Source organism: Roseofilum reptotaenium CS-1145 (genome assembly GCF_028330985.1).
Taxonomy (GTDB): domain Bacteria; phylum Cyanobacteriota; class Cyanobacteriia; order Cyanobacteriales; family Desertifilaceae; genus Roseofilum; species Roseofilum reptotaenium.
The window spans coordinates 1-14,191 of the sequence record NZ_JAQMUE010000039.1 but is presented as its reverse complement, the minus strand read 5'-3'; the positions used below and the strand labels follow the sequence as shown (position 1 = coordinate 14,191).

The 14,191-nt window shown below is 44.8% G+C and carries 14 protein-coding genes, 1 tRNA gene and 2 pseudogenes; 13 read left to right on the top strand and 4 right to left on the bottom strand.

Going from position 1 to position 14,191, the window contains the following annotated elements; all coding sequences use genetic code 11:
- The first annotated feature begins 63 nt into the window (after window positions 1–63).
- The 6 genes and pseudogenes from PN466_RS06400 (at window position 64) to PN466_RS06370 (ending at window position 4,005) form a co-directional block, all read left to right on the top strand.
- A tRNA-Ala gene (locus PN466_RS06400) sits at window positions 64–136 on the top strand.
- A gap of 132 nt (window positions 137–268) precedes the next feature.
- Window positions 269–762 (top strand): annotated as a pseudogene (locus tag PN466_RS26625) (transposase); the annotation flags it as partial.
- Between the two features lie 137 nt (window positions 763–899).
- On the top strand, window positions 900–1,202 hold the full coding sequence (locus PN466_RS06385; RefSeq protein WP_271937875.1) for a DUF2499 domain-containing protein: 303 nt from the start codon (window positions 900–902) through the stop codon (window positions 1,200–1,202).
- A gap of 31 nt (window positions 1,203–1,233) precedes the next feature.
- Window positions 1,234–1,533, top strand: a complete 300-nt coding sequence (locus PN466_RS06380; RefSeq protein WP_271937874.1) for a DUF3593 domain-containing protein — start codon at window positions 1,234–1,236, stop codon at window positions 1,531–1,533.
- A 549-nt stretch (window positions 1,534–2,082) separates the two neighbouring features.
- Window positions 2,083–2,754, top strand: coding sequence for a YqiA/YcfP family alpha/beta fold hydrolase (locus tag PN466_RS06375; protein WP_271937873.1), 672 nt, complete (start codon window positions 2,083–2,085; stop codon window positions 2,752–2,754).
- 108 nt (window positions 2,755–2,862) lie between these two features.
- On the top strand, window positions 2,863–4,005 hold the full coding sequence (locus PN466_RS06370) for a histidinol-phosphate transaminase (RefSeq protein WP_271937872.1): 1,143 nt from the start codon (window positions 2,863–2,865) through the stop codon (window positions 4,003–4,005).
- Here PN466_RS06370 and PN466_RS06365 read toward each other — a convergent pair.
- Window positions 3,998–4,372 (bottom strand): hypothetical protein, encoded by a 375-nt coding sequence (locus PN466_RS06365; RefSeq protein WP_271937871.1) that lies wholly within the window; start codon window positions 4,370–4,372, stop codon window positions 3,998–4,000. The genes PN466_RS06370 and PN466_RS06365 overlap by 8 nt on opposite strands.
- A gap of 666 nt (window positions 4,373–5,038) precedes the next feature.
- On the opposite strand from PN466_RS06365, the gene PN466_RS06360 reads away from it, so the two are divergent.
- Complete coding sequence (locus PN466_RS06360; protein WP_271937869.1) at window positions 5,039–5,707, top strand: sugar transferase; 669 nt, start codon at window positions 5,039–5,041, stop codon at window positions 5,705–5,707.
- Between the two features lie 134 nt (window positions 5,708–5,841).
- Here PN466_RS06360 and galE read toward each other — a convergent pair whose 3' ends face one another.
- Entirely contained in the window at window positions 5,842–6,855 is a 1,014-nt protein-coding gene (galE, locus tag PN466_RS06355) for a UDP-glucose 4-epimerase GalE (protein WP_271937867.1), read from the bottom strand.
- Window positions 6,856–7,041: 186 nt separating this feature from the next.
- On the opposite strand from galE, the gene PN466_RS06350 reads away from it, so the two are divergent.
- The 4 genes from PN466_RS06350 (at window position 7,042) to PN466_RS06335 (ending at window position 10,209) form a co-directional block, all read left to right on the top strand.
- Complete coding sequence (locus PN466_RS06350; protein WP_271937866.1) at window positions 7,042–7,425, top strand: DUF4346 domain-containing protein; 384 nt, start codon at window positions 7,042–7,044, stop codon at window positions 7,423–7,425.
- A 267-nt stretch (window positions 7,426–7,692) separates the two neighbouring features.
- The gene (gene acsF / locus PN466_RS06345; protein WP_271937865.1) at window positions 7,693–8,769 is read left to right on the top strand and encodes a magnesium-protoporphyrin IX monomethyl ester (oxidative) cyclase; all 1,077 of its coding nucleotides are present in this window, start codon (window positions 7,693–7,695) and stop codon (window positions 8,767–8,769) included.
- Between the two features lie 156 nt (window positions 8,770–8,925).
- Window positions 8,926–9,582, top strand: a complete 657-nt coding sequence (locus PN466_RS06340) for a hypothetical protein (RefSeq protein WP_271937862.1) — start codon at window positions 8,926–8,928, stop codon at window positions 9,580–9,582.
- Between the two features lie 165 nt (window positions 9,583–9,747).
- Window positions 9,748–10,209, top strand: coding sequence for a pentapeptide repeat-containing protein (locus PN466_RS06335; protein WP_271937860.1), 462 nt, complete (start codon window positions 9,748–9,750; stop codon window positions 10,207–10,209).
- Here PN466_RS06335 and ftsE read toward each other — a convergent pair.
- Both ftsE and PN466_RS06325 read right to left on the bottom strand, forming a co-directional pair.
- Window positions 10,206–10,955 carry a cell division ATP-binding protein FtsE gene (ftsE, locus tag PN466_RS06330; protein WP_271937858.1) on the bottom strand — a complete coding sequence of 250 codons (750 nt, stop codon included), beginning with the start codon at window positions 10,953–10,955 and terminating at the stop codon, window positions 10,206–10,208. The genes PN466_RS06335 and ftsE overlap by 4 nt on opposite strands.
- A gap of 10 nt (window positions 10,956–10,965) precedes the next feature.
- On the bottom strand, window positions 10,966–11,718 hold the full coding sequence (locus tag PN466_RS06325) for a WecB/TagA/CpsF family glycosyltransferase (protein ID WP_271937856.1): 753 nt from the start codon (window positions 11,716–11,718) through the stop codon (window positions 10,966–10,968).
- 148 nt (window positions 11,719–11,866) lie between these two features.
- Here PN466_RS06325 and PN466_RS06320 point away from each other — a divergent pair, with 148 nt between their 5' ends.
- Together PN466_RS06320 and PN466_RS06315 are read left to right on the top strand one after the other, a co-directional pair.
- Window positions 11,867–12,529 carry a hypothetical protein gene (locus PN466_RS06320; RefSeq protein ID WP_271937854.1) on the top strand — a complete coding sequence of 221 codons (663 nt, stop codon included), beginning with the start codon at window positions 11,867–11,869 and terminating at the stop codon, window positions 12,527–12,529.
- A 124-nt stretch (window positions 12,530–12,653) separates the two neighbouring features.
- A pseudogene (locus PN466_RS06315) lies at window positions 12,654–13,872 on the top strand (ISAs1 family transposase).
- Window positions 13,873–14,191 lie beyond the last annotated feature (319 nt).

The following is a 14,191-nucleotide window of genomic DNA, read 5'->3' as shown; positions in this document are numbered from 1 at the left end:
TTTTTGGGGGTTTACCTCTTGACAAGTAACCCCTAATCAAGGCATGATAGTAAACGGGCTTTAGGGGCTATAGCTCAGTTGGTAGAGCACCTCAATGGCATTGAGGGGGTCAGCGGTTCGAGTCCGCTTAGCTCCATTTTACTTACAGCAAGGGTTACTGTTCCAGGACGCAAGAGTGATGTACTTGATTGCCAGGGGTTACAGCAATTACACAGCTATGGTTTGCTATCTGGATGTTTTCGACCCTCTGACCAAATCTGTGTTTTGCGTTGATTTCACCCAAATCGATGGGTTAGGCGTGTTAACCGTACAAACGATTCTCTCAGAAGTTGCTCTTGACCCCTCCCGTTTTCCTTCTGTCAAGCATTTTTGTTCTTGGTTAGGGCTTTCTCCAGGTAGTTGCATTACGGGTGGCAAGATTAAAATTTCTCGCACTCATCGAGTTGTTAATCGCGCAGCCAATGCCTTTCGCATGGCGGCTCAAGCTCTCAAGAACAGCCGTTCGCTTTGGGGGCTTTCTCTCGTCGTCTGCGCAATCGATTAGGTTCTCCTAAAGCGATTACCGCTACTGCTCATAAACTGGCACAGATTTTCTATGCTCTTTGGACTCCGGGTGAGGCTTATGTTGACCCAGGTGTTGATTATTATGAACACCTGGGTCAACAGCGACTTGTTCATCACTTGACCAAAAAAGCCAAGAGACTGGGCTTTGAGTTGATTCCTCAGTCTACCTCATCCCCAGGCTGTGATTCTGTTTCTTAGGAGAGGGGCAATCCTCTGTTTAAGAATACCGCTTCTCGATTGACTTAGCAAAATTAGGAGACTCTAGCTACAAACTCCCACGCCCCATTCCCCCATCAAGGTAAAATAAGGTCTGGCGTTTTGGATTAAGCCGATTTATGAATGTACTGTCGATCCCGACTTGGGTGATTCATGTTTCGAGTGTGATTGAGTGGATCATGGCCATTTGGCTAATTTGGCGTTATGGAGAATTAACTGACGATCGCCGTTGGTCGTGGTTTGCCCTTGCCATGATTCCGGCTCTGATCAGTGCTATGTCTGCCTGTACCTGGCATTTCTTCGATAACGATCCCAACCTAGAATGGATTGTTACTCTACAAGCTGCCATGACCGTTGTTGGCAATTGTACCCTCTGCGCTGCCGGTTGGCTCCTCTGGCGACAAACCCAATCTCAAGCTTAAAACTCCCGTTTAATTCCTGCATCAGATAACCATGTCCAAAGATATCCTATTTGCACTCTCTTTATTTCCCTACTTGGGATTTTTATGGTTTATTACCCGCTCTGGACAAATGCCCCGGTTAGCTCTCATTGGCTTTTATATGACCTTAGTATTTGTAGGCGTAACGATTCCTGCCGGCATTTATGCCCAAGTCGTTTACCATGAAGCCCTAGCCAATGTAGATTTGCTCCATGGCGGCGCGGAAGTATTCTTAAGTATCTCCAATATTTTAATCGTGGTGGGATTTTATCAAGCCGTTAAATCTCAACTAGCGAAGGCATCCGACAGTTAAGCCAATTTTAGGGGCCGGTTCTCCAACATCTAGGAACCCTATCAATAACGTCAGTAAACCCGCCTTAGTGGCTTGGCAAGCTTAAAATAGTGCATTGGAATAGTCGGACTCAATAGGTTTAAACACAGGATAAAGATCAAAAGTGTTGAATCTCGACATACAACTTTACATTTAAGCGAACAAGGTTTCCAGCAGCAGATCTTAGCTCCAATGAACAATGGAGCAGTGCCGACTTATTTGTATTTGTAAATAGCGAAATTTATCCAACAAAGTTTGGCCATAAAACTTAGGAACTTCCATTAATAACTGTAAGATGTAAGTAAGCAATCAAAACCATGCAGGGTAAGAGCCTCTCAATCGCCCTTGAAAAAAGGAACTCAGACGAGAGAGCATATAATCATTATTCATAGCTGCCTGCTTCTGCTTCTAGGACTCCGCTTTAATACTGAAACCTATTCCCTATTCCCTAGCGCGTAGCGCTATATAAGCTGGAATGGAATTGTTTTGTTCTCCTACTCACCCTACCCCCTGGTTATTTCCTGAAGAAAAATGGTTTTCCCGTTACCGCGCGAAGCGCTGTATTTATATCTGCATGGGTTTGCATCATCTCCCCAGTCCTTGAAGTCGCTGGCGATCGCCCAAAAATTTAGCGATCGCCAAATCACCCTGCAAGTCCCTGATTTAAATCAGGGTGATTTTTCTCATCTCACCCTAACTCGCCAATTGCAACAGGTGGGGGAATTATTCCCAGCATCAGAAACCCCAGTTTATATAATTGGTTCGAGTTTTGGAGGGTTAACGGCCACTTGGTTAGCCGAACGTTATCCTCAAGTGCAAGCATTGGTTTTACTGGCTCCTGCTTTTGAGTTTTATACCTATTGGATGACTCAATTGACGGAATCTGAACGTCAAGAATGGCAAAAAAGGGGCTATTGGCCCATTTATCATTATGGCCAGAAGCGATCGCTTTCCTTACACTACCGTTTCATCTCCGATTTACGCCAATATTCCTCTTCGTCTCTCACTCGTGCTGTCCCTACACTCATTTTCCATGGGTTACACGATGAAGTTATTCCCCTTAAAGTCAGTCGAGACTACGCTGAGAACCGACCTTGGGTGAACTTAATCGAGTTAGAGAGCGATCATAGCTTAGGTGATCAACTCCCCGAAATCTGGCAAGGCATTCGAGACTTTTTACCTGGAATTACAACCCTCAACTAAGTTTTCCTGATTCCCTACTGCCCACTACTGCCTATGACCAGCACGTAGCGCTATAAAATTTGATATGCTGATTTCATCTTCATCGCTACTTCTGAGTTAGTTAAGTCTATGTTGTCTTTCATCCGTCCGGCGATCGCCCAACTGAATGCCTATAAACCCCATCCAGGAAGCATCATCGGCAGTCATCCACAGACTTTGGATCGACTCGATACCAATGAAAGCACCCATGATTTACCGGAAGAGCTAAAACAGAAATTAGGCGAACTTTATATTTATTCCCTAGAGGCTAACCGCTATCCTGATGGCAGTCATCAGGAATTAAAAGAGGCGATCGCTGAATATGTTAACGAATCAGCCCAAATCTCTCCAGAAACTGCCCTTTTCCCCGCTCAAATTTGCCTCGGAAACGGCTCCGATGAACTGATTCGGTCCATCCTTATGGCCACCTGTTTAGGCGAGAGAGCAGCGATTTTAGCCGCTAATCCCACCTTCTCCATGTATGGGATTCTTGCCAAAACCCTAGGCATTCCTGTGGTCACCGTTAACCGCAATCCCCAAACCTTTGAAACCAATCTAGAAGCCGCTCAAAAGGGGGTAAAATCCGATACTTCGGTTCCGATTCGGGTGGTATTTATGGTACATCCCAACTCCCCCACTGGAAACCCACTGACTCCCCAAGAAATCGAGTGGCTAAAAGAACTGCCTCCAGAAATTTTGGTGGTGATTGACGAAGCCTATTTTGAATTTAGTCAACACACTCTCGTCTCTGAATTGGGTCAACATCCCAATTGGGTGATATTACGGACGTTTTCCAAAGCCTTTCAGTTAGCCTCCCATCGCGTCGGATATGCTGTGGGTCACCCAGAATTAATTGAAGCCTTAGAAAAAGTACGACTGCCCTACAACTTACCTACGTTTTCTCAACTGGCAGCCCTGTTGGTTCTCCAAAATCGTCAACCGATTCTCAGCAGTGTTGGTTCACTGTTGGAAGAGAGAAAATACCTAAAAGAACAGTTAAATCAAATTTCTCAGCTCACAGTTTGGCCAAGTGCGGGGAATTTTCTCTATGCTCGCCTTAATCCTAGCAGCCACCTGACCTACGAAACGCTCGGCGATCGCCTGAAAACCCTAGGCACTCTTATTCGTCACACTGGAGGAGGATTAAGGATCACCATTGGCAATCCTGACGAAAATAAACGCACTTACCAAAGACTCCATAGCCTTTTAGACTCAGTTTCCATTCCTAACTGAGTAATCGAGCCTCATTGATCGTCTCTGGGAAAACACCTACCATCAGCGCTAAAGCCTCATCAGGTATAGTTGCCAGAGTTTTAGCTCCAAAAAAAGCTTCAAAATGCTGAAGAATCTTTTGGGCCCGATTGAGGGGGATACTTTGGTCAGAGAATTGATGGGTAAAGCGAATCCACTGAAGGCGAATTAAATAGGCCTGCCGTTGCTCCTCTAAGCTTTGCGGAGAAACCAGATCCAGATTTCCCACAGGTAACAACCCATGACAATCTGAATCACAGATTCCACCGACAGCCGCCCCAGGACCGGCAAATTCTGCATAATAGCGTTTATAGACGATCAGACCATTGCGACGGCTCTTATTGACCATCAACAATTTTCCTGATTTTAATTGACTCAAGGGATCGAGATCTGGCACCTCTAACACCGTTTGACCAAGTTTTCGAGTATGAAATGGGTTATGTTGACAATTCCCCGGAACTGACTGAACTCTGCTAGGTGAAGTCGAGGCAGCTATGGGGGAAGCTGATGATTGGCAGCAGTTTAGATAATTGTTCTCCATTTGCGATCATAGTCGGTTAAGTTCACAAGATGTTATGACAAAGAACAGGAGATTCGATTTAATGCTCATGGATCATCTAAATTCAAGCTGAGACAAACCCAGTTTAAGTGCATTAACTCTGGCTGGCAACAACTCTCCCGGTACTTCTTGGCTCTAAGATGCATCCAATCAAAAGTATATTCAGAGATTTAAGAGCAGGATCGGGCATACCATCAACTTTAAAGAGTTGATGAGTCAAGGTTAGCCCTTTATTGTTAAAATTATTCAATCTATCTTTCAGTGTAAATCCTATAGTTAGTCCATCCCCTAACTTCATCAAAACTTCATAAAACTGAAGAAATGGGCACAGAATTTTAAAGATTTCAAGAAGCTTAAGTCTGAGCTATACCCAAAGACCAAAGGATTGACTTAGCATAGGGATGTATAAGCACACACTCGAATCAAGCCCCATAAGTCCCTCATAATGCAAGTGTTATGAACAGTAATTATTCCCTTGGTTCAAGCTGGGAATTGGTATCGGTTTTACCCAGACTCCATCATCCTTCTACAGATTGCCCGATTAAACGTACCATCGATATTATTGGTAGTCTAGTCGGTTTGCTGATTCTAGCTCTGATCTTTATCCTGATCGCCATTGCCATTAAAATAGATAGTCCTGGGCCTATTTTCTTCAGTCAGCGCCGCTATGGACTCCATGGTAAGCCATTTACTATTTATAAGTTTCGCTCGATGGTGACCCATGCTGATAGACTGAAGTCGAAAGTGAAAAATCAGGCTGAGGGGTTAATTTTTAAAAATGAATCCGATCCCCGCATCACTAAAGTGGGCCAATTTTTGCGTAAAACTAGCTTAGATGAGTTTCCCCAATTCTGGAATGTCTTACTGGGAGAGATGAGTTTAGTCGGCACTCGTCCCCCCATCCATGATGAAGTGATTCGCTACCAACCTCATCACTGGAGACGCTTGGATGTGAAACCGGGTTTAACTGGACAATGGCAGGTGAACGGACGTTCATTAGTGAGCAATTTCGAGGATATCGTGAGCTTGGATTTAGAATATCAATCTCTCTGGACTCCTCTCTATGATTTACAACTAATTTGGCAAACGGTTTATGTCGTTTTACATCGGACAGGGGCTTGTTAACTGATTGAGCTGGGTTTAAGGTGACATGGTAGGGGTCAACACTTGTGGGTTGACCCCTCTTATTTTGGGGAATAGGAAAAGGGATGCAAGGACACACAGACGCGAAGACATGGAGATAGACTACTCCCTATTGCCTATTGCCTATTCCCCATTCCATGCCTCAACTGATGCCATTGCCAAGCATGGTGAATAATGGTTTCTACATCAGGATAGATGGGATTCCAGTTAAGGAGAGTTCTAGCTTTGTCACTACTACCCACTAATATAGGCGGATCTCCAGGACGGCGATCGCACTCAACTGCTTTAATTTCACCTCCCGTCACTTGGCGAGCCGTTTCAATGACTTGTCTGACGGAAAAGCCATTGCCATTCCCCAGATTAAAGACTTCACTTTCGCCACCATTGAGCAGGTATTCTAAACCCAGAACATGGGCAGCCGCTAAGTCAAGGACATGAATGTAATCTCGAATACAGGTTCCGTCTTCTGTGTCATAATCTGTGCCAAAGATAGATAAAGAGTCCCGTTTTCCTAAAGCTGTTTGCAACGCTAAGGGAATCAAATGGGTTTCTGGATGATGATCCTCACCTAATAAGCCTCCAGGTTCGGCTCCAGCGGCGTTAAAATAGCGGAAACGGACTGATTGTAAACCATAGGCATGGTCAAAATCAGTGAGAATGCGTTCAACCATGGCCTTACTCGCAGCATAAGGACTCATGGGATTTTGGGGATGCTCTTCGGGGATAGGAAGAGTTTGAGGTTCCCCATAAATGGCACAAGTGGAAGAGAAAACTAACTTCTTGACATTGGCGGTTAACATGGCTTCTAGGAGGGTTAACGTGCCATGAACGTTATTGCTATAGTACATGCCCGGTTTTTGGACGGACTCGCCAACGGCAATAAATGCGGCGAAGTGCATGACGGCAGCGATAGGATAAGTTTGGAAGACTTGATCGAGTAGGAGGCGATCGCTAATATCTCCTACAATTAAGGGTACTTTGAGAACATCTTCGACTAAATCCTGATGCCCATAACTGAGATTATCTAGAATAATCACTTCATAGTTAGCCTGTTGTAAAGCCAACACTGCATGGGAGCCAATATAGCCGGCTCCACCGGTTACTAAAATCGTTGGTTTTGCTTGCGCCACCTGAAAATCCCCTTATCTATGGATATTTGGATATTTGTCTAGTAGTTGCTCTGCCCTAAATCTCTATTTTCCTTGGAATCGATTCCCCAGAAATCTTACACTATAAATAGCATGGGTAAGGGGTTCAATCGATGAACATCAATCTTACCCATAATGTTCTATCTAACATGAGCCTTTTTCTTCTGTATGACTGATATTGCCCAAGAGATTACTGCCATTGATAACGAACTCTCGAAGCGAGATATTGCTCTCGATCCGGGAGGGTATTTTATTATTTACCTTGACCGAGAAGCTGGGCTGATTGGCACCAAGCATTTTACTAATATTATCAACGATCGCGGTCTGGCAGTCGATCCCGACACTGGAAAGGTTATTCCTGCCAAAGGGAAAGTGGAACGAACCGCGAGTCAGGTTTACACAGCGCGAACGGCAAAGGAATTGTGCGTCAAACTCTTTGAAACCAATCCTCCCTGCGGAGTGACGATGTTCGATCATGCGGCGTATCTGGGACGGGAGTTGGTGCGGGCAGAGTTCGCCCTGATTCAGGGTACAGAGTATATCCAAGATTAAGAAAGATTAAGAAATCTGCGATCGTGTGGTGCAGCCTAGTCTAAAATGGCTGTATCCCTTCTACTGATAGGGATAGATATAGGATTCAACTCAGTGATAAATTAAGGAAAGTAACAGAATTGTTGCAACTCTTAACATAAAAATGGCGATCGCTGCCTCAGACCTTGTTAAACTAAGACCCTAGATACTTTAAAAACCCTCCCTCACCGGAGATCCAACCCCCCTTAAGGGAAGCGCTCATAACTCAAAACGAATCCTTAAAGACCTATGGTAAGCTCGGCTGAAAAACCCGCTTTTCAAGAAATCCGTCCAGGCGTAAAAGTCCCGGCTAAGGAAACTATCCTGACCCCTCGATTCTACACCACAGACTTCGATGAGATGGCTGAGATGGACATCTCTGTAAATGAAGACGAATTGCAAGCGATTCTGGAAGAATTCAGAGCAGATTATAATCGCCATCACTTTGTCCGTGACGAGGAATTTAACCAATCCTGGGATCATATTGATGGTGAAACCCGTCGGTTGTTTGTCGAATTTCTCGAGCGCTCTTGTACCGCTGAGTTTTCTGGTTTCTTACTCTATAAAGAATTAGGCCGTCGTCTCAAGGGTAAAAGTCCAGTGTTGGCAGAATGCTTTAATTTAATGTCCCGTGACGAAGCCCGTCATGCTGGATTTTTGAATAAGGCGATGTCAGACTTCAATCTCTCCTTAGATTTAGGCTTTCTGACCAAAAGTCGGAGCTATACTTTCTTCAAGCCTAAGTTTATTTTCTACGCTACTTACCTGTCTGAAAAAATTGGCTACTGGCGCTATATTACGATCTATCGCCACTTACAGAAACATCCAGAAGATAGAGTGTATCCCATCTTCCGCTTCTTTGAAAATTGGTGTCAGGACGAAAACCGCCATGGTGATTTCTTTGATGCCATTATGAAATCTCAGCCCCAAATGCTCAATGATTGGAAGGCGAAACTCTGGAGTCGTTTCTTCCTGTTGTCGGTGTTTGCGACCATGTTCCTGAATGATATCCAACGGTCAGATTTCTATGCTTCTATTGGTTTAGATGCGCGCGAATACGACATTTATGTGATCAAGAAAACCAATGAAACCGCAGGTCGGGTATTCCCAGTCATGTTGGATGTAGACAATCCGAAATTCTATGAATATTTGGATATTTGCATCGAAAATAATAAGAAATTGCGGGAAATTGATGCTTCTAGCAGTCCCAAGTTCTTAAAACCCCTGCAAAAGCTTCCCCATTACCTTTCTAATGGTGTTCAATTTATCAAACTGTATTTCATGAAACCCATTGATGTGACAGAAATGGAAGGCGCTGTTCTTTAATTAGATTTTTTCATGAGGTGAAAGGGTTCTGTCAAGATTGGCAGGCCCTTTTTATGGTTTTTAAAGGGATAAAACCACAGAGTCACGGAGAAACACGGAGTTTACCCCTCTTTTGAGGGTAAGACAATGGAAATGGGAGAATCTGTTAAGAGTTTAATGAGTATCATCCTGGGGTTAGTCGCTGGGTTATGGGGGATGGAACTTGCTGCCTATGCCGAGCCTGTGGAGGTGCCACCAGGGGTTTTAGAAGGCTCTCCCGTGCTGCAACGTTGGCAAGAGGACGTGCCAAATGTGTTAGAAGAGATCCAAACTGATCCAAGTTTACCCACCCGACTGAAAGCGGGGTATTCCCAGTTTCCGTCATCAGATCATCTAGGGGGGTTTCATGTGGGGTTAGAAGATTGGTGGGTGGGAAAAACGGGGTTAAGTTTCAGTGTAGGGTATGAGGGATCGTTTGGGGGGGAGCGATCGCACTTAGCCCTAGATCTTCATTATCATGTACTTCCCCTAGGTGGATATTTTAACTTAGCTCCCGTCTTCGGGTATCATCATCTGGGAACCCCAGACTATTCAAGAGGGGGGGTTAATTTGGGGCTACGCCTGATGCTGATTCCTTCACGGGGAGGGGGTACAGATTTATCCCTCTCTCAAACCTTTGTCAATCCGGGAAGTGGCACAGAAATTGGTTTAACGACCCTTGCCATGGGTTATGCTCTAACTGAGCAGTGGCGTTTAGGAACAGAGATTGAAAAACAGAACTCCAGCGAGCGTAAAGATAGTCGAGTCGGTATTTCCTTAGAATGGATGTTCTAGCGCAATTCAATATCTCAGCAATTATAGCATAACTGTGGCGATCGCACATCCGGCACAAGGGTGAATTGCAAATCCTCCACTTGGAGGAAGAAATTCCAGGGATGTAACCCCTATACTGAAAATCATAACATTCGATCTATACACCAGTGTGGGAGGTAAGCCAATATGAAACTTACACATGCAGCCGTTTTAGCCTTATTTACTCCCCTTCTATGGCTCAGTCCGGCTAAAGCTGAAAATCCCGACCACGTCCAACAACTGCTTGAAACTCGCGCATGTATGGGATGTGACCTCTCTGGTGCAGATTTAAGCCAACACCATTTGATTGGCGCAGATTTACGTAATGCTGATTTATCCGGTGCAAATCTGACCGAAGCAAACTTAGAAGGTGCAGATCTCACCGGTGCTAATCTCGAAGGCGCTAATCTAACCGATGCCTTCCTCAATCAAGCGAGTTTACATGAAGCCAATCTAGTCGATGTTAATTTTACCCGCGCTTCTCTGATTGAAGTGGATGTTACCCGTGCAGATATGCAAGACCTGACGATTACAGAAGCGACCATCTACAATACTCAAATTGGGGTGGGTGGATTAGCTCCAGAACCGGGTGAAGATGTAGAATTCTAATCAACAGGGGTTAAATGCCCTTGATGGAGAGATAAGACTGGTTTTCCTAAAAACTGAATCAATCGTTCGTCATGGGTGGTTACCAGAATGGTGATGCCCATGCGATTGACTTTTTGTAAGATTTTCATCACTTGCATGGCGTTGTGGGAATCCAGGTTACCTGTGGGTTCATCGGCTAACAGCAGGGGAGGTGTCCCCACCAGAGCGCGTGCTAAACTTGCCCGTTGCTGCTCTCCTCCAGAGAGGTAATGGGGGAAACAGTTGGCTTTGTGGGATAAGCCCAACATTTTCAGGGTAGGGGGTAGACGGCGCTGGATTTGTGCAGGGCTAAATCCTTGGGCGCGAAGAACAAAGGTCAGGTTTTCAGCAATGGTTTTTTGGGGGATAAGTTGGTAGTCTTGGAAGACAATACCCATTTTACGCCGCAGTTGGGAAAGGCGATCACCTTTTAAGTCCGTCATCGTTTCCCCTAAAACAGTCAAGTTACCAGATGTGGGCTTTTCTGCCCCATAAATGAGCTTGAGAAACGTCGATTTCCCCGCTCCAGATGCTCCCGTAATAAACAGAAAATCGCCCTTACAGACTACTAAGGAGATTTGGCGCAGGGGACAAGTACCATTGTTATAGGTTTTTTGGATGTTCTGAAACTGAATAATGATTTTTTTTCCTGCAACCGAGGGTTCTGGGGAATGAGACGGTTGCCACCATTGCCGGACTGACTGTAGCGTTTGTTTTAGGGTTTTCATCTGAACCGATTCAGAACGACTGCGTTAAGGATAGCCAGGCAAACCGAGGTAGGGCTAACATTCTCCGCCAACGACTCGGTTCTTGGTAGAGACGATACACCCATTCTAAATGGCGATCGCGCAACCAAACCGGAGCGCGATCTTTTCGTCCTGCCCAAATATCAAAACTGCCCCCTACTCCAATCCAAATGGACTCCGGACAGATCGAGCGATGTTGAGCGATCCAGAGTTCTTGACGGGGAACGCCTAAGCCGACATAAATCAAGTAAGGTTGTTTTTCTTCTAACATAGATAAAAGGGCTTGCTGTTCAGCTTCAGACAGATACCCATGTTGCGCCACGATCTCAAGATCTGGACAGTGCTGCTGCCACATTTGCGCCGCCTCTTCAGCAACTCCTGGCTGCCCTCCATAGAAAAACACCCCTTTAGAGACTTCCTCTGATGAAGAAAATTCAGGGATACGATAAAGCAGTGTTTGGGCTAACTCAATACCGGGAAAGCGCTGGATCTGATACCCCTGCCATTGCAAGTATAAAACCACTCCCGATCCATCAGGAATGACCAAATCTGCTTGGCGGATCACCTCTGCTAGAGCTGGATTTTCCCGCGCTTGCATAGTCATTTCTGCATTCAGAGTCACTACATGTGCTCCTTGACGTTCCTTGAGTAGATGCAGTAACCACCCTGGATAATCGTCGCATAAATGAATGGGAAGATCCATCACCCGTGCTGGTTCTGGACTCTTCAGCGGATTATTCTCCATCCTCACTCCTTCTACCCACTCCATATTCTTGCATTTGAATATCTATCGTCAATGCTTCCGTATTTTACCTTAGTGCTACCCCAAGCTATTTAGAGAGTCAGGGAAGAGGCGATCTATCATAGAGCCATTATGGATTAAAGGTGCAGGAATGACCGATTTTGACTCACCATGGAAAGAAGCGATTTCGCTTTACTTTCATGATTTTATGCGCTTTTTCTTTCCCCTGATTGAGGCAGAGATTGATTGGGCAAGGGGCTTTGAATTCCTCGATACCGAACTCCAAAAAATTAAGCGCGAAACTGAAACCGGGCGACGAGATGCTGATAAACTGGTCAAAGTCTGGTGCAGGAATGGGGAAGAAATTTGGGTGTTGTTACACATCGAAGTCCAATCACAAGCCCAATCCGAGTTTGCTGAACGAATGTATATCTACAATAGTCGTATCTTTGACACCTATCGTCGTAACATAGCCAGTTTAGCCGTTTTAGCTGACGATCGCCCATCTTGGCGACCCTATCATTATCAGCGAGACTTTTGGGGATGCCAGGCTACCTTAACCTTTCCGATTGTCAAGCTCCTTGATTACAATATCAGTGAGCTAGACATTGACCCTAACCCCTTTGCTGCCCTAGTTCAAGCCCATAGAGCAGCCCAGAGCATGGGTGACAACCCAGAGGGGGGTTATGAAAATAAACTGGCATTGCTCAAAAGTCTCTATCAACGAGGATTATCCCGCGAAGATATTGTCGAGCTATTTCGGCTCATTGATTGGCTCATTGCTCTACCAGAGCGAGAAGAGCGGCCAGGGTAAGCTCATCTAATTTGGTAGCCAATGTATCTGACAAAAACTGAAAAACATGGGTCAAACTAGAATCGGCCGAACTTTGATAATATAGGCCTAGCATCAACTTCAATTAACTCATCCAATCGAGATTATGGCTAAAGGTTTGGCTCGCTCACTTCAATCAGACAAGACCAAAAAGTTCACTTCAACTCAAGTAGTCAATTCCCGGGAAGAAATTCAAGCTAATTTATTAAGTTGTGTTGCCCAAATTCAAGATCCTCAAACGACTCGAACTCAAAAACACTTGTTAAAAGATATCATTGTAATTTCAATTTTAGCTGTAATTGCTGGTGCTGAAGGTTGGGAAGATATTGAGAATTATGGTCTGAGTAAATCTTCCGGCTTGAGTGAGTTCTTAGACTTACCTAATGGTATTCCCTCTGATGACACTTTTCGACGAGTATTTGAGAGAATTAATCCGTCAGAACTGGAGAAGGCATTACAGCAATGGCTTCAACCACTTCTCGGTTCTTTGGTAGGACAAGTAGTTCCCATAGATGGCAAAACTTTACGAGGTTCTTACGATCGAGAGAAGGGAATTAAAGCCTTAAACTTAGTCACCGCTTGGGCCAGTCAACAACAATTCATTTTAGGACAAATTCCGGTTGACGACAAATCGAATGAAATCACGGCGATTCCCGCCCTGCTGGAGTTATTAGATATGACCGGAGCAGTTATCACCATTGATGCCATGGGAACTCAGACCGAAATGGTCCAAAAAATTCAAGAGAAAAAAGCGGATTATGTTCTGTCGTTGAAAAAGAATCATCCCACTCTTTACGCTCAAGTTGAACAGAAGTTTAATGACCTCAAAACTAACTCAGATCCCTGGGTAAATATTGATTATGACCAAGGAGTTTCAGCCGGACACTATCGCCGAGAAAAAAGAAAAGTTTGGGCGATTCCGGTGACAGAGTTTGAGTCCCTGCTATCAATTGGAACAATGGGTGGGATTGCAAACCCTAGTGGCCGTGGAGAGAACTCGTCATCTCTGGAATAAAACGACTCACGAAGTCCAATTTTATCTTTCTTCTTTACCCGCCGATGCTCGGATTTTAGGTAAAGTTATTCGCCAACATTGGGGTATTGAAAACCCAGTTCATTGGACTTTAGATGTGACCTTTAATGAAGATTCCAGTCGGATTCGTTCCGGTCATAGTCCTCAAAATTTTGCCCTTCTGAGACGTTGGGCCCTCAATGCTCTTCGTCAGGAAACTACTCTCAAGCGCAGTTTTCGACAGGAGCAGAAACGGGCAGGGATGAATAATGATTATATGTTCTCTATCCTCAGTTCCTTTTGTCAAGGGTGATTGAGATGCTCTCACCCTGCTTAGTAACCTTGGTTAATTCTCCATCAAGTCTGGTATCCCTCAAAAGCTTTAAAACTCCTGTATAGGCATTTCTGAAGCCTTTAGAGCAGAGAGTTTGGGAGCCAGAAATTGAGACAATCAACTGACCCCAGTTCCGGTTAAGCTCAGAAATAATGTTCTCCCCAGTTAGGTGCAACTTGGGATTGAGTTTCTCAAAGTGCTTGCCATAGGTTAAGTGATAATTAGCCAGAGTATTAGTTCTAAGCCTCTTGTCACTCCTATCGCGTCCACATTTGTCATAGCCATTGATGTAATTATT